A 14,879-nucleotide genomic window follows, 5' to 3' on the forward strand; every position below is an offset into this window, starting at 1 on the left:
ACAGTAGGGGTCTAGGACGTCGCGTTTTTATAAAAAAATGCAATTTATCTTATCTATTTGCACCGGGAACCCATAATATGTCGTCAGCGCCGGCATTATTGGCGACGCGGCCTGCCACGAAGAACCAATCGCTCAACCGGTTCAAATACCGCACGGCATCCGGGTTGATCGCTTCCATGGTTGCAAGCTCAACACAAAGGCGCTCTGCACGGCGCGCCACGGTGCGGCACACGTGTAGATGCGCTGACAACACGCTGCCGCCGGGCAAAATAAAGCTGCGCAAGGGTGAAAGCTTGGCATTTAGAACATCAATTTCATTTTCCAAACGCGTCACTTGCGATCCCGCCATGCGCAAGGGCGCGTATTCGGCTTCATGATCGCGTTCCATCTCGGGACGGCACAGATCCGCGCCCAAATCAAACAGATCGTTCTGGATCAAGGAAAGCCATTGCCCCATATCACCCTCTGCATGCAACCGGGCAACGCCCACCGTGGCGTTTAACTCATCCACCGTGCCATAGGCGTTCACGCGCATGGAATGTTTGGCCACACGCGTGCCATTGCCCAACGCGGTTTCACCATCATCTCCGGTTTTGGTGTAGATTTTGTTTAAAACAACCATCTCAGTCTCCTTAACCCGCAAAATAAACGAAAAGCAAAATCAACAGCACTGCGATGAATTGCGCAAAAATACGCAAGCGCATCAATTTATTTGCGTATTTACGATTGAATTCACCACCCCGACCAAAACCTCCAATGCCAATCATCAAGATGATTGCCACTGCTGCCATAGCTAAAATAACGATAATAAAAAGGGGATCTTGCGCCATATTCTGTGTTTCCATTCTGCCTCAAGTTTTATGTAGGCGTCTTCTTCCAAAAAGCGAAGGCCAATCTCCATGATTATGCGTCCCAGCCCCTTAACCGCGGGTCAGCAGATAATCCAAAGCGCGCTGTGGCAGCAAGCGGCGCATCCAACTGGCCATATAGGTGGGAGCGGTCACATAATAGTTGGCTCTTGGTTTCTTAACGCTGAGCGCGCGCAGCAGCGTATCGCTGACCGCACTGGCCGGCAATTCAAACTTATCTGGCCCCGCATCTTCATACAGACGTTTTACCAAGTGACGTTCATAAAATGCCGCGCGGGCTGATCCGCGCCAATCAATCCATTTCTCAAAATGTGGAATTGCGTTTTGACGGATATGACTGGTGATCGGCCCGGGTTGAATAAGCACCACGTCAATCGGACTATCGCGCATTTCAAGCCGCAAAGTATGCGTCAACCCTTCCAGCGCAAATTTGCTGGCCACATACGCCCCCCGCCATGGCAAGGCAACGAAGCCCAGCACTGAAGAACAATTGAGAATGCGTCCAGAACCCTGCGCGCGCATGATTGGAATGACTTGGCGGGTTAAATCGTGATATCCAAAGAGATTGGTTTCAAACAAAGCCGCCAAAGCGGCGCGCGGCAGATCCTCGACCGCGCCGGGGCAGGCAAAAGCGCCATTGTTGAACAAGGCATCAAGGCGCCCATCGGTTTTTTCGAGCACTTCGTGTAACCCCGATGCGATGGTGGCTTCAAGGCTGTAATCTATTCGCACGCTCTCCAATCCCTCGGCACGCAGACGTGCCACATCATCCGCTTTCCGGCAGCTGGCAAAAACCCGCCAACCTTCCGCCTGCAGCCGATGCGCCGCATCATAGCCAATGCCGGAGGAACATCCGGTGATGAGAATCGATTTTTGCTGAATCATTTTTTTATCCGATTTTAACGCGATCACCCTTGCGCATAATTTCTAGAAGGAGGCAATGTTTTTACGGTTCTTACGGCTAACCAACCAGAAATGGATGTTTAAAGCAGACCGGTTGAAAAATTATGTCGCTGCCGCTTTACCTGCCAGAACGCAGCGGCTATCACATCATCTATGGATGAAATAACCGACGACCCCAATATAGATGGCATCACCTCTGAACCGCTACGGCGGGCGATTGGCGATCGGTATTTAACCTACGCGCTCTCTACGATCATGCATCGCGCCCTGCCCGATGCCCGCGATGGCTTGAAGCCAGTGCATCGCCGCATCCTTTATGCGATGCGCGAATTGCGCCTCAGCGCAACTGGCGGGTTTCGTAAATCGGCCAAGATCAGCGGCGATGTGATGGGCAATTATCATCCCCATGGCGATGCTGCGATCTATGATGCGATGGCGCGCTTGGCCCAAGATTTCAATGTGCGTTACACGCTTGTCGATGGCCAGGGAAATTTTGGTAATATTGACGGCGATAACCCTGCGGCCAGCCGCTATACAGAAGCGCGCATGACCGCAGTTGCCGAAGCACTTTTGGAAGGTTTGAACGAAAACGCGGTTGATTTTCGCGAAAATTACGATGGCACTTTGAGCGAGCCCGTGGTGCTGCCCGCCAGCTTCCCCAACCTTCTGGCCAATGGCTCAAGCGGCATCGCGGTTGGCATGGCAACCAATATTCCACCGCACAATATTGCCGAACTTTGCGATGCCTGCTTGCATTTGATCAAAACACCAGACGCCCGAGACGATACGCTCTTGACCTATGTAAAAGGCCCCGATTTCCCTACCGGTGGCGTGATCGTAGAAACCCCTGAAGCGATGGCGCAAGCCTATCGTAGCGGCCGCGGTTCCTTTCGGTTGCGGTGCAAATGGCATGTCGAAGACCTTGGGCGCGGGCAATGGCAAATTGTGATAACGGAAATTCCGTTTCAAGTTCAAAAATCCAAGTTAATCGAAAAAATCGCTGAATTAATCCAACTGAAAAAGCTACCGATTTTGGGTGATGTGCGCGATGAAAGCGCAGAAGATATCCGCCTCATCATCGAGCCACGGTCGAAAAACGTCGATCCGGATATGTTGATGGGTATGATGTATCGCAACTCGGATCTGGAAATTCGCTTTGCGATGAACATGAATGTCTTGATCGATGGGCTGACCCCAAAAGTTTGCAGCATGAAAGAGGTGTTGCGGGCCTTTTTGGATCACCGCCAAGAGGTGCTTTTGCGCCGTAGCAAATACCGAATTGATAAAATAGATCATCGGTTGGAAGTTTTAAACGGCTTGATCATCGCATTTTTGAATCTGGATCGGGTGATCGATATTATCCGCTATGATGAGGATCCAAAAGCCGCGCTGATGGCCGAAATCTGGGATCCCTCAAAACCCCGCGCCACCTCTGAGGCCGATTATCGCGGCCCAAATCTTGAACAAATTGGCAGCCTCAGCGAAGTTCAAGCGGAAGCTATCTTAAACATGCGCCTTCGCTCGTTACGGCGCTTGGAAGAGGTGCAATTGGTGAATGAGCGCGAGGCATTGACCCTCGAGCGTGCGGGCTTGCAGGCCCTGCTGGATGATACGGCGCTGCAATGGGCGAAAGTGTCCGAAGAAATCAAAGCCACAAAAAAACAATTCGGCAAAGACTATGCTGGTGGCGCGCGGCGTACGGTTTTTTCAGAAGCACGAGACGTTGAAGATGTGCCGATGGAAGCGATGATCGATCGCGAACCAATCACTGTTGTCTGCAGTAAAATGGGCTGGATCCGCGCAATGACCGGGCATATCGACCTTGCCCGCGAGCTTAAATTCAAGGATGGCGACGAAAGCGCCTTTATATTCCACGCTGAAACCACCGATAGGCTTTTGGTCTTTGCCAGCAACGGCCGCTTCTACACAATCTCGGCCGCCAATCTGCCCGGAGGGCGAGGTATGGGCGAGCCACTACGGTTGATGATAGATTTGCCCAATGACTGCGAAATACTGGATATTTTAATTCATAAACCCGGGCGCCGATTGTTGGTGGCCTCTTCTGCAGGGGATGGGTTTATCGTACCAGAAGACGAAATCATCGCCCAAACGCGCAGCGGCAGACAAGTGCTGAACGTCCGCGGCGATATCAAGGCAAAGACCTGCTTGCCGATTGCAGGGGATCACGTCGCGGTTGTGGGTGAAAATCGAAAAGTCTTGGTATTTTCGATTGAAGAGCTTCCCGAAATGAACCGCGGCAAAGGCGTGCGGCTGCAAAAATATAAAGATGGCGGCCTGTCAGACGTAACCACCTTTGATATGGCCGCGGGTCTCAGCTGGCTAGATCCGGCAGGACGCACGCGCACCGAAACGGATCTGCTGGAATGGACCTCAAAACGGGCCAGCGCGGGCCGCATGGCACCGCGCGGATTCCCGCGCGACAACCGCTTTACAAAACCGCCCGCGTCAAACGATTAAAAGCGCGCGGAAATCATTCACATTGGTGCCTGTCGGCCCTGGCGAAAATAATTCACCCAAGGCCTCAAAAGCGCTGAACGCATCATTATTGGCAAGCGAGGCCCTTGGCTGAAGGCCCAGTTTCTGCAGCCGTACCAACGTATCCGGGCCAATAAAGGCCCCAGCATTGCTTTCAGAACCATCAATACCATCAGTGTCGGCGGCAAAGCCGTAGACGCCTGCCATCCCATCAAGCGCAATGGCCAAAGCCAAAAGAAACTCTGTATTGCGCCCGCCGCGCCCATTGCCCTTTAACGTGACGGTGGTTTCCCCGCCTGACAACAATAATACAGGTTTGCGAAACGGCCGATCTCGCAGCGCAATTTCACGTGCCATGGCCGCATGCATGCGGGCAATATCCGCCGCCTCGCCCTCAATAGCATCAGACAGAATCATTGTGGGTATGCCCAGCGCACTGGCGCGCTGCGCCGCCGCTTCCAGCGATAAGCGCGCAGATCCAATCAACCGCGCATCATGCCCTTTAAATACAGGATCATCTGGCAAAGGGGCCTGCGCTGTGGCAATCGCGTCGCGCATGCGCTTTGGTAAATCAAGGCGATAATTATCAATTGCCGCCAAGGCTTCTGCGGCCCCGCGTTGATCGGGAAGGGTTGGCCCAGAAGCCACTTGCGCCAGATCATCGCCCGGAATATCGGATAATACCAAAGACAGAACCGGCGCTGGATAAGCCGCCGCCGCAAGCCGCCCGCCCTTGATTTTGCTGAATTGTTTGCGCAGCGCGTTCATCGAAGAGATGGGCGCCCCCGAGGCCAATAAAGCTGCGTTTAAACCCTGTTCATCGGCCAGGGTGAACCCCTCGGGTGGGCAAGGCAACAATGAGGATCCTCCGCCGCAGATCAACGCCACCACCAAATCATCCGGCGTCAAACCCGCAACCGCATTCAGCAGCGCGGCGCTGGCCCGCTCGCCCGCGGCATCCGGCACAGGATGTGCAGCCTCCAAAACCGTGATCGACTGACAGGGGGTTGCGTATCCATATCGGGTCACGATAACGCCGGTGACCGGGGCCTCATAAAGCTCTTCAAAGGCAGCGGCCAATTGCGCGGCGCCTTTTCCAGCCCCCACCACAACCGTTCGGCCCTTCGGCGGGCTCGGCAAATGATGTTTCAGCACCGATTTGGCATCCGCAGCATCTACCGCCACCCCAAACAGCGTTTCAAACAGGTTTCTTGGATCTTGTATCATGCTTATTTGCTAGCCTGAAGGCAGCACAGGGTAAAGAAAGAAAGGCAAAATAAATTTCAAGCGCAAATCCCAGCGCCAATCCACCTTAGCCTCGCCATGAAAAGACCGATCAAACGGGGCGATGGTTAAAAACTTTTTTGCATCAAAAATCCGCATATTATGGTTTTGTTGACTCGATTCGGAGCCAGCCTTGCGATCTAAACTTCCAAAATTTCAATTTTGGACCTAAAATCAGTTATCAACTGGCCCTATCGAAAGCCTAAGAATTAGGCTGAATGAACCAAAGAGAAAACAAAGTCTGCCGAGCGATCGGGCGCATATAGAACAAGGAGACGTCAAATGGACGGAGCGCTTTACGATAACGATATTTCCCATGTGGTCGAAGCTGACCGCGCCCATGTCTGGCATCACCTTATCCAGCACAAACCTTTTGAAACCAATGACCCCCGGATTATTGTCGAAGGCAAAGGCATTAAGGTTTGGGATCAAAACGGAAAAGAACATATTGACGGTGTCTCTGGCGGCGTCTGGACGGTTAATGTCGGCTATGGGCGCGAAAGCATCGCCAACGCGGTACGCGACCAATTGATCAAGCTTAACTATTTTGCTGGCTCTGCGGGGTCGATTCCTGGGGCGCTGTTCTCGGAAAAACTGATTAGCAAAATGCCAGGTATGAGCCGGGTTTATTATTGCAACTCTGGATCTGAGGCGAATGAAAAAGCCTTTAAAATGGTGCGCCAGATCGCACATAAGCGCTATGGCGGCAAAAAACATAAAATCTTGTATCGTGACCGCGATTATCACGGCACCACCATCGCAACGCTGTCCGCCGGTGGCCAAGATGAGCGTAACGCCCAATACGGACCCTTTGCGCCTGGATTCATCCGGGTTCCCCATTGCTTGGAATACCGCGCCCAGTGGGATCTGACAGGCGAAGCCTACGGCAAACGCGCCGCTGACGCGATTGAGGAGGTGATTTTGGCAGAAGGACCTGAAACCGTTGGCGCCTTGTGCCTTGAGCCCGTGACGGCTGGCGGCGGTATTATCACCCCCCGGAAGGCTATTGGGAACGCGTGCAAGAAATATGCATAAAATATGATATTTTGCTGCATATTGATGAAGTTGTCTGCGGCATCGGGCGCACCGGCACCTGGTTCGGGTATCAAAATTATGGGATCAAACCCGACATGGTTACGATGGCAAAAGGCGTGGCCTCGGGATATGCCGCAATCGCCTGCATGGTCACCACCGAAGCCGTTTTCGATATGTTCAAAGATGACGCCGGCGATAAGATGAATTATTTCCGCGATATTTCAACCTTTGGCGGCTGTACCGCCGGCCCGGCTGCGGCGATCGAAAATATGCGGATCATCGAAGATGAGGGGCTGCTCGACAATACGCTGGCGATGGGCGCGCATATGATCGAAAACCTAAATGCGTTGGCCGAAAAACATCCTGTGATCGGTGATGTGCGCGGGAAAGGGCTGTTCTGCGGCGCCGAACTGGTGGCCGACCGCGCCAGCAAAGAACCTGCTGATGAGAAGAAAGTACAGGCTGTTGTAGCCGATTGTATGGCCCAAGGCGTGATCATCGGAGCCACCAACCGGTCTTTGCCGGGCTTTAACAACTCGCTGTGTTTCAGCCCTGCGCTCATCGCCACAAAAGACGATATCAACCACATCACCGAGGCGGTTGATCAAGCGCTGGGGCGCGTATTCGCAAGCTAAGCCAGCCCCAAAAGCCATTCTCTTGCCCCAGGTAAGGGGCAAGAGGCGCGCCATTGGGCCCGCATTTAGGCCAACCGAAAGGCCCACCCCACGCCTTTTATGCACCATATGAAAGCGCAGTATTCTGCGTTTACCTTTCTGAAAAAAACAGTCTAAACTGGACTTATGCCCATCCCAATAGAAACTTTCTTTTTAGATCCAGACGCCGAGGGCACGCTGCAGGGCCGCATTCAACAAATGATCGCGGAAGGCATCCTATCGGGGCGATTTCAAAAATTTGAAAAATTGCCATCAACGCGGCGCCTTGCGACGCATTTGGGCATAAGCCGCATTACCGTTACATTGGCCTATACCGAATTACTGGCCAATGAATACCTGACCTCGAAAGGACGCTCAGGATATTATGTGTCCCCCGAGGCGCCCGAACCGCCCCAGTTTAAACCGCTGCCTAAATCGGAAGAAAAGGTGGATTGGACACGCGCCATCGCCAAGCATTACTCGGAAACATCCACTTTTGAAAAACCCGAAGATTGGGCGCGCTATAAATTTCCCTTCATTTATGGCCAAACCGATCCCTCGCTTTTTGATCACGCAAATTGGCGCGCCTGCGCAATGAAAGCGCTTGGAGCGAAAGACTTCCCATCTTTAACCGCCGATTACTTTGATCGCGATGATCCCGAGCTTATTGAATTTATCGCCCGGCAAACCTTGCCCCGACGTGGGATTATTGCAGCTCCAGACGAAATTTTAGTCACCTTGGGCGCGCAAAATGCTTTATGGCTTTCAACCCAAGTGTTGCTCAACCAGCGCCGCAAAGCCGTGATCGAAAACCCTTGTTACCCGGCCTTGCGCGATATTCTGTACCAGTCGCGCTGCCATATTTCCGCGGTGGATGTGGATGATTATGGCCTGCCCCCGCATCGGATCCCAAATGACAGCTCGGTTATATTCACGACTCCAAGCCACCAATGTCCGACAACGGCCACCATGCCATTGCAACGCCGCAAAGCCCTATTGTCCAAAGCGCAAGCCTTAGACGCTTTAATCATCGAGGATGATTACGAATTCGAAATGTCGTTTTTGACGCCGCCATCTCCAGCCTTGAAATCATTGGATGAAGATGGCCGCGTTATTTACGTTGGGTCCTTCTCCAAATCGCTCTTTCCTGGGCTACGGCTTGGATATTTGGTCGGATCTGCGGCTTTTATCCGCGAAGCACGGGCGCTGCGTGCCAGCGTTCTGCGCCACCCCCCGGGCCATATTCAAAGAACCGCGGCCTATTTTCTGCGCCTTGGCCATTATGATGCGCTGATCAAACGCATGGGAAAAACATATTTACAGCGCAGCAAAATGATGGAGCAAGCAATCGCAGACCATGGCCTTGAAATTGCCGGGAAAGGCATGCATGGCGGCTCTTCTTTCTGGATGCGCGCGCCAAATGGATGTGACACCACTGAATTGGCCATTACGCTCAGAAAGCAAAGCGTGTTGATCGAACCAGGGCAAGCTTTTTTTAACGATAGCACACCACCCAAAAACTATTATCGTTTGGCGTTTTCTTCAATTTCCGCAGATAAAATTAACGCGGGTATCGCAGGAATAGCCGCAATCCTGCGCTAATCTGGACCTATTTCGTGCGCCAAACTGGCCCTAACAGTCACGACGACGCCTTTGTAAACAGGCGATGCAAATTATGGCTATGATGCCAGATTCGAAATCGTTCCCTCAGGAGACCCAGCAAGATGAAAATGACAACCGAAGAAGCCTTTGTAAAAACCCTACAAATGCACGGCATAGAGCACGCATTTGGTATTATCGGCTCGGCCTTCATGCCCATTTCGGATATTTTCCCCCAAGCAGGTATCTCTTTCTGGGATTGTGCTCACGAAGGTTCAGGCGGCATGATGGCGGATGGCTACACCCGCGCCTCTGGCAAAATGTCGATGATGATCGCGCAAAATGGCCCCGGTATTACAAATTTCGTAACCGCCGTAAAAACCGCCTATTGGAATCACACGCCTTTGCTTTTGGTAACGCCGCAAGCCGCCAATAAAACCATCGGACAAGGTGGGTTTCAGGAAGTGGAGCAGATGGCCCTGTTTGAAGATATGGTGGCCTATCAAGAAGAAGTACGCGATGCCAGCCGCGTGGCAGAAGTTCTAAACCGGGTGATATTGAACGCCAAGCGCGCCTCTGCACCGGCGCAAATCAACATGCCGCGTGATTTCTGGACGCAAGTGATTGATATTGATCTGCCCGAAATCGTAAGCTTTGAACGGCCCAATGGCGGCAGCGATGCCATCGCACAGGCAGCAGCGCTTCTGGATTCAGCTGCGTTTCCGGTGATTTTAAACGGTGCAGGGGTGATTTTGGCAGATGGGATTGAAGCAAGCAAAAAGCTTGCCGAGCGCCTCGATGCACCCGTTTGCGTGGGCTATCAGCATAATGACGCCTTCCCCGGCTCGCACCCTCTTTTCGCAGGCCCGCTCGGGTATAACGGATCAAAAGCCGCGATGGAGCTGATTTTAAAAGCGGATGTTGTTTTATGCCTTGGCACCCGCTTAAACCCGTTTTCCACACTGCCGGGATATGGCATTGATTACTGGCCAAAAGACGCAAAAATCATTCAGGTCGATATCAATGCTGACCGAATCGGATTGACCAAAAAAGTCAGTGTTGGAATTATTGGCGATGCGAAAAAAGTGGCCGAGGGCATTTTTGAACAACTTTCGCGATCGGCCGGGGATGCCGGGCGCAGCGAACGCAAAGCCACCATTGCACAAACCAAATCTGCTTGGGCGCAACAACTTTCGAGCATGGATCACGAAGAAGATGATCCCGGCACCACATGGAACCAGCGCGCGCGCGCTGCCAAGCCCGATTGGATGAGCCCCCGCATGGCCTGGCGTGCAATCCAAAGCGCTCTGCCCAAAGATGCTGTGATCAGCTCTGATATCGGCAATAATTGCGCAATCGGAAATGCCTATCCCAGCTTTGAAGACGGCCGTAAATATCTTGCGCCGGGCTTGTTTGGCCCCTGTGGATACGGGCTTCCTTCAATCGTAGGTGCTAAAATTGGATGTCCAGACGTTCCCGTTGTTGGGTTCTCGGGCGATGGCGCGTTTGGTATTGCAGTGACCGAGCTAACCGCAATTGGCCGGGGAGAATGGCCCGCCGTCACCATGATCGTTTTCCGGAATTATCAATGGGGCGCGGAAAAGCGTAACTCAACCTTATGGTACGAAGATAACTTCGTGGGAACCGAGCTTGATACGCAAGTGTCTTATGCCGGCATCGCGCAAGCATGCGCTCTGCAAGGCGTTCAAGCCCATACGATGGATGAGTTGCGCGACGCATTGAACAAGGCGATTGAGGATCAAATGAAACATGGCAAAACCACCCTGATTGAAGCCATGATCAACCAAGAGCTGGGCGAACCGTTCCGCCGCGATGCGATGAAGAAACCGGTTGCGGTTGCGGGCATTAGCGCCTCGGATATGCGACCACAAACCGTCTAAATCAAAGGAAACGCCCCCAGCGGGGCGTCTCCGGCCTTTGTGATAAAATTTTCGCCGATGGGCTGATTTGGCATGCACCAAATTCCACCGGCGGAGAGCCGTTTTATTGAGAGGAAGCAGATCATGCCGAAAGCCAAAGACACCGCTTTGATCTTGGTTTTGAACGCGGGTTCTTCTTCGATTAAATTCGCCGTTTTTGATACCGATCTTCGGCAAGAAATTGGTGGCATTGTTGAAGGGATCGGTGGGGCCTCAACGATTAAGATCGCCGATCAATCGCGCGCGATACCCTTCATCGATCACAAATCGGCGCTCAGCGGTATCTTATCGTCCTTGGCGGAACATCATTACGGTTTAGAGCGATTTTCGGCGGCAGCGCACCGGGTGGTTCACGGCGGGCGCAAGCTGACCGCACCGGTGCGCCTTACCCCGGATATCCGCGTTGAAATCGGCAATTGCACACCTCTTGCACCTTTGCACAACCCCCATAATCTGGCCGCCATTAACACCTTGGCCGAACTGGCGCCTGACCTGCCCCAATATGCCAGCTTTGACACCTCGTTCCACGCAAGCAACCCCGAAGTCGCCACGCGCTATGCGATTCCCCGCATGATCGAAACCAAAGGCATCCGGCGCTACGGGTTTCACGGGCTGTCCTTTTCCTCATTGGTGCGTCAGTTGCCGCATATATCAGGGGAAAAGCTTCCCTCGCGTTTACTGGCCTTTCATTTGGGCAATGGTGCCAGCCTCTGCGCGATTAAAAACGGCCAGTCTGTTGCCACCACAATGGGATATTCACCGCTCGATGGCTTGACCATGGGCACCCGCTCAGGCGGGATCGATGCAAATGCGGTTTTGCGCCTGGTGGAAGATAATGGCCTTTTGCGAACCAAAGCGATTCTGAACCATGAAAGCGGCTTACTTGGATTGTCGGGCGGCAAATCAGATATGCGCAATTTGATGCTGGATCCAAGCGCTGACAGTGCCTTTGCCATCGAACATTTCTGCTATTGGTCTTTGCGCCATGCCGGATCCTTAATCGCGGCCATGGAGGGGCTTGATGCGATTGCTTTCACCGGCGGGATTGGTGAAAACGCTCTCGGGGTCCGCGCGCGTATTTTGCGGGGTTTGGAATGGGCTGGCGTTCGGATGAATCCAGATGCCAATCACAGCCACAAGCCACGCTTGCAGGCGGAAAGTTCAAAAGTATCAATATGGGTTGTACCCGCCAGAGAAGAAGAAACCATCGCGGCAGATGCACTGGCGCTGATTCAGGCGCAATAGATGTTTTACCCCAGCGCCACAGTCACCGCCGTTGCGGCTACAATATCCGACACGCTGGCCCCGCGACTAAGATCACAAACCGGCTTTGAAAACCCTTGTAACATTGGCCCAATCGCCTGCGCGCCGGCCAGTTCTTGGGCCAATTTATATGCAATATTGCCAGCATTAAGATCGGGAAAAATCAATACATTGGCCTGCCCTTGGCCCAATGATTTTTTCGCTGCAATCGCAGGGTTTAACGCCGCATCGGCTTGGATTGGGCCCAAGAAACCCGTTTCCTGGGCGGCAGCGGCAACCATATCAACGCTTTCTCCGCTGCCCGATTTACCCGTTGAAAACGAGAGCAACGCCATATCAACGCGATCCAGCAAAGCCTTAGCCGAGTGTTCAGAAGCACGCGCAATATCCGCCAATTGCCCCGCATCAGGCGCTAGGTTCACCGCGCAATCGGCAAAAATCATATCGCGGCCATCAGGGAAAAGCATCAGAAAGAATGAAGAAGGCGTGCGCACGCCAGGGCGCAGCCCGATCACAATGCTGGCCGCTTCAATCACCCGTTTTGTTGGACTGTCAGCGCCAGCCACCATCGCGTCCGCCGCCCCCGAGGCCACCATCGCGGCAGCCCTGAACATCGGCTTGGCCAACATGCGCCTCGCAATCGCCTCTTTAAGCCCGCGGCGTTCAACCAAACCCGCGACCATCGCATCGCTTACTGGGCTTAGTGGAACCGGATCCGCCAGCCCTTTTGCGCGCAGCTGTTGCGCCGCTTCGGCAATCCGCGGATCTTCTATTTCCGGCAACACCACCCGCGCGGCACGCGCTTTCGCGCGGTCAAATATATTTTCAAGAACCGACATGATGACCTCCATCTGTCGAGCAAGGAGCCTAAAATGAGCACAGACGTCAAGATCAACCGTGGTCTAAAAAGTATTTATTTTGAAAGATCTGGCGTGAGCCATATTGACGGCGCGAAGGGCGAGCTCAGTTACCGCGGTTATTCGATCCATGATTTGGCCACCAAATCCACATTTGAAGAGGTCAGCTATCTTTTGATCTATGGGGAATTGCCGACACCGCCCCAACTGGCAGAGTTTGATCATAAATTGAAAGCGGCGCGCCAATTGCCCCCCGCAGTATATGACATCATCAAAGCCGCCAGCGCCGGGCACCCGATGGATGTGTTGCGCACCGCCGTTTCAAGCTTGGCCGCGTTAGAGCCCGACAGCCAAAATGTCAGCGAGGAAGATTTTATCGAAAATGGTATCCGCCTGACCTCACAAGTGCCGATGATCATCGCCGCGCATGAAAATATCCGCAACGGGCGCCAACCCATCGCGGCAGATCCAACGCTGAGCCACGCCGCCAATTGGTTATGGATGTTGAAGGGGGAAGTGCCGTCTGAAGACGCGGCGAGATTGGCGGATGTCGATTTCATCCTCCATGCTGAGCATGGCAGCAATGCCAGCAGCTTCGCCGCCCGCGTCACGATCGGAACCGAAGCCAATTTGCATGGCGCCATCGTCACTGCGCTTTCCACACTGGCGGGGCCGGCGCATGGCGGCGCGGCAGAAGATGTGATGAAAATGGTGCAGGAAATTGGCACGCCTGAGAATGCGGCCGCTTATGTTAAAGAGAAACGCGGCAAACGTGAGCCGGTGACCGGATTTGGCCACCGCGTTTATCGCGCCGAGGATCCGCGCGCGCGTCACATGCGCGAAGGTGTGCGTAAATTGGGCGAAGAAATGGGCGCTCCGGAATGGTATGAAATATTGCAAAGCGTGGTTGGCGCGATGAAACCCTATGCACGCCATGGCCTAAACGTGAATGTCGATTTCTATTCAGGCGTGATTTACCAGTTGCACGGTATTCCGATGGATCTTTACGTTCCAATTTTTGCCATTGGCCGCATGCCAGGATGGATAATCCAATGCGTTGAGCAATTGCGGGGAAATATATTAATTCGCCCACTTACCTTGTATAATGGCCCCGAAATGCGCGACTATGTGAGCCTCGATGATCGATAGAACTTCATCATATCAACGTTTTGAGGGGCTTGCCAGCTTCGTAAGGTCAGACGCTTAAATGTTTGAAACCTTAAGCAGCGCGCTGGCCCTTACAAAGTCAGATATAATCACGCTGGCGTTGATTTGTTTTGCCGCAGGACTGGTGCGCGGCTTCTCTGGTTTTGCGCTTTCGGCTGTGGCCATGGCCTCTGCAGCAAGCTTTATCCCACCGGTCGAATTGATCCCTTTATGTTGGTGGCTGGAGATTGCAGCCAGCGCGCTTTTAATTCGAGGCAATTGGTATAATGCGCGAAAAAAACTGTTTTACTGCTTTCAATTGGTACATTGATTGGGCTGCCTTTGGGTCTGGTTCTCACCACAAATGTGCCGGTAGCGCTGTCGCAGAATATCGCCTTATTGCTGATCATGGTTCTTGCGACGCTGCTGCTGATGGGTCTGCGCCTTGAAGCTTTGCACAGACCCCTTGGAACGGTTTTTGCTGGAATCGGCGCTGGTTTGGGCACAGGTTTGGCCAGCGTGGGGGGCATGGTGGTCGCAATTTTCATGCTGTCTTTCAAAGGCTCGCCCGCAACCATGCGCGCAACGGTTATCTTATTTTTGCTGCTCAGCAGCGGCCTCAGCGTGGCAAATTATTTTTTATTTGATGTCATGACCCAAATCGCCGTGTTTCGCGGTATATTTTTTATTGTTCCGGCAATAATCGGGGTGCATCTTGGAACGAAATTCTTTATCCCGAAGTGGGAACATTTTTACCGACCCTTTTGTTTGACTCTGTTGATCATCTTGTCAGGCGCAGGATTGGTGAGACTCATCGCGTAAAATCAGGAAAGC

12 protein-coding genes and 1 pseudogene are annotated in these 14,879 nt (G+C 53.0%); 8 read left to right on the top strand and 5 right to left on the bottom strand.

What is annotated here, in order from left to right; genetic code table 11:
- Window positions 1–49 precede the first annotated feature (49 nt).
- The 3 genes from GN241_15255 to GN241_15265 all read right to left on the bottom strand — a co-directional run bounded on the left by GN241_15255 (window position 50) and on the right by GN241_15265 (window position 1,751).
- Window positions 50–622: a cob(I)yrinic acid a,c-diamide adenosyltransferase gene (locus GN241_15255; protein XAT58596.1), complete on the bottom strand. Its 573-nt coding sequence runs from the start codon at window positions 620–622 to the stop codon at window positions 50–52.
- A 10-nt stretch (window positions 623–632) separates the two neighbouring features.
- Window positions 633–830 carry a twin transmembrane helix small protein gene (locus tag GN241_15260; GenBank protein XAT58597.1) on the bottom strand — a complete coding sequence of 66 codons (198 nt, stop codon included), beginning with the start codon at window positions 828–830 and terminating at the stop codon, window positions 633–635.
- A gap of 90 nt (window positions 831–920) precedes the next feature.
- Window positions 921–1,751, bottom strand: coding sequence for an SDR family NAD(P)-dependent oxidoreductase (locus tag GN241_15265; protein XAT59315.1), 831 nt, complete (start codon window positions 1,749–1,751; stop codon window positions 921–923).
- A gap of 174 nt (window positions 1,752–1,925) precedes the next feature.
- On the opposite strand from GN241_15265, the gene GN241_15270 reads away from it, so the two are divergent.
- Entirely contained in the window at window positions 1,926–4,250 is a 2,325-nt protein-coding gene (locus GN241_15270; protein XAT58598.1) for a DNA topoisomerase 4 subunit A, read from the top strand.
- Here the strand turns inward: GN241_15270 and GN241_15275 are convergent.
- The gene (locus GN241_15275; protein ID XAT58599.1) at window positions 4,239–5,495 is read right to left on the bottom strand and encodes a DUF4147 domain-containing protein; all 1,257 of its coding nucleotides are present in this window, start codon (window positions 5,493–5,495) and stop codon (window positions 4,239–4,241) included. The genes GN241_15270 and GN241_15275 overlap by 12 nt on opposite strands.
- 339 nt (window positions 5,496–5,834) lie before the next feature.
- Here GN241_15275 and GN241_15280 point away from each other — a divergent pair.
- The 4 genes and pseudogenes from GN241_15280 to GN241_15295 all read left to right on the top strand — a co-directional run bounded on the left by GN241_15280 (window position 5,835) and on the right by GN241_15295 (window position 12,024).
- Window positions 5,835–7,222 (top strand): annotated as a pseudogene (locus tag GN241_15280) (aminotransferase class III-fold pyridoxal phosphate-dependent enzyme).
- Window positions 7,223–7,387: 165 nt separating this feature from the next.
- The gene (locus tag GN241_15285) at window positions 7,388–8,842 is read left to right on the top strand and encodes an aminotransferase class I/II-fold pyridoxal phosphate-dependent enzyme (protein XAT58600.1); all 1,455 of its coding nucleotides are present in this window, start codon (window positions 7,388–7,390) and stop codon (window positions 8,840–8,842) included.
- 122 nt (window positions 8,843–8,964) lie between these two features.
- On the top strand, window positions 8,965–10,740 hold the full coding sequence (xsc, locus tag GN241_15290) for a sulfoacetaldehyde acetyltransferase (GenBank protein XAT58601.1): 1,776 nt from the start codon (window positions 8,965–8,967) through the stop codon (window positions 10,738–10,740).
- Between the two features lie 123 nt (window positions 10,741–10,863).
- Window positions 10,864–12,024: an acetate/propionate family kinase gene (locus GN241_15295; GenBank protein XAT58602.1), complete on the top strand. Its 1,161-nt coding sequence runs from the start codon at window positions 10,864–10,866 to the stop codon at window positions 12,022–12,024.
- A 5-nt stretch (window positions 12,025–12,029) separates the two neighbouring features.
- Here the strand turns inward: GN241_15295 and GN241_15300 are convergent, their stop codons facing one another.
- Window positions 12,030–12,881, bottom strand: coding sequence for a phosphate acetyltransferase (locus tag GN241_15300; GenBank protein XAT58603.1), 852 nt, complete (start codon window positions 12,879–12,881; stop codon window positions 12,030–12,032).
- A gap of 33 nt (window positions 12,882–12,914) precedes the next feature.
- On the opposite strand from GN241_15300, the gene GN241_15305 reads away from it, so the two are divergent.
- The 3 genes from GN241_15305 to GN241_15315 are packed head-to-tail and all read left to right on the top strand — an operon-like array spanning window position 12,915 to window position 14,867.
- Window positions 12,915–14,048: a citrate (Si)-synthase gene (locus GN241_15305; GenBank protein XAT58604.1), complete on the top strand. Its 1,134-nt coding sequence runs from the start codon at window positions 12,915–12,917 to the stop codon at window positions 14,046–14,048.
- 58 nt (window positions 14,049–14,106) lie between these two features.
- Window positions 14,107–14,376, top strand: coding sequence for a hypothetical protein (locus tag GN241_15310; GenBank protein XAT58605.1), 270 nt, complete (start codon window positions 14,107–14,109; stop codon window positions 14,374–14,376).
- The gene (locus GN241_15315; GenBank protein ID XAT58606.1) at window positions 14,355–14,867 is read left to right on the top strand and encodes a TSUP family transporter; all 513 of its coding nucleotides are present in this window, start codon (window positions 14,355–14,357) and stop codon (window positions 14,865–14,867) included. Before GN241_15310 ends, GN241_15315 begins: the two co-directional genes overlap by 22 nt.
- Window positions 14,868–14,879: the final 12 nt, after the last annotated feature.

It is taken from the genome of Rhodobacteraceae bacterium IMCC1335, assembly GCA_039640495.1.
Lineage (GTDB): Bacteria > Pseudomonadota > Alphaproteobacteria > Rhodobacterales > Rhodobacteraceae > Thalassovivens.

Excerpts from the sequence above, each read along its gene's own strand:
- GN241_15255 (XAT58596.1), bottom strand. The coding sequence starts at position 622 with ATGGTTGTTTTAAACAAAATCTACACCAAAACCGGAGATGATGGTGAA.
- GN241_15260 (XAT58597.1), bottom strand. The coding sequence starts at position 830 with ATGGCGCAAGATCCCCTTTTTATTATCGTTATTTTAGCTATGGCAGCA.
- GN241_15270 (XAT58598.1), top strand. The coding sequence starts at position 1,926 with ATGGATGAAATAACCGACGACCCCAATATAGATGGCATCACCTCTGAA.
- GN241_15275 (XAT58599.1), bottom strand. The coding sequence starts at position 5,495 with ATGATACAAGATCCAAGAAACCTGTTTGAAACGCTGTTTGGGGTGGCG.
- GN241_15285 (XAT58600.1), top strand. The coding sequence starts at position 7,388 with ATGCCCATCCCAATAGAAACTTTCTTTTTAGATCCAGACGCCGAGGGC.
- xsc (XAT58601.1), top strand. The coding sequence starts at position 8,965 with ATGAAAATGACAACCGAAGAAGCCTTTGTAAAAACCCTACAAATGCAC.
- GN241_15295 (XAT58602.1), top strand. The coding sequence starts at position 10,864 with ATGCCGAAAGCCAAAGACACCGCTTTGATCTTGGTTTTGAACGCGGGT.
- GN241_15300 (XAT58603.1), bottom strand. The coding sequence starts at position 12,881 with ATGTCGGTTCTTGAAAATATATTTGACCGCGCGAAAGCGCGTGCCGCG.
- GN241_15305 (XAT58604.1), top strand. The coding sequence starts at position 12,915 with ATGAGCACAGACGTCAAGATCAACCGTGGTCTAAAAAGTATTTATTTT.
- GN241_15310 (XAT58605.1), top strand. The coding sequence starts at position 14,107 with ATGTTTGAAACCTTAAGCAGCGCGCTGGCCCTTACAAAGTCAGATATA.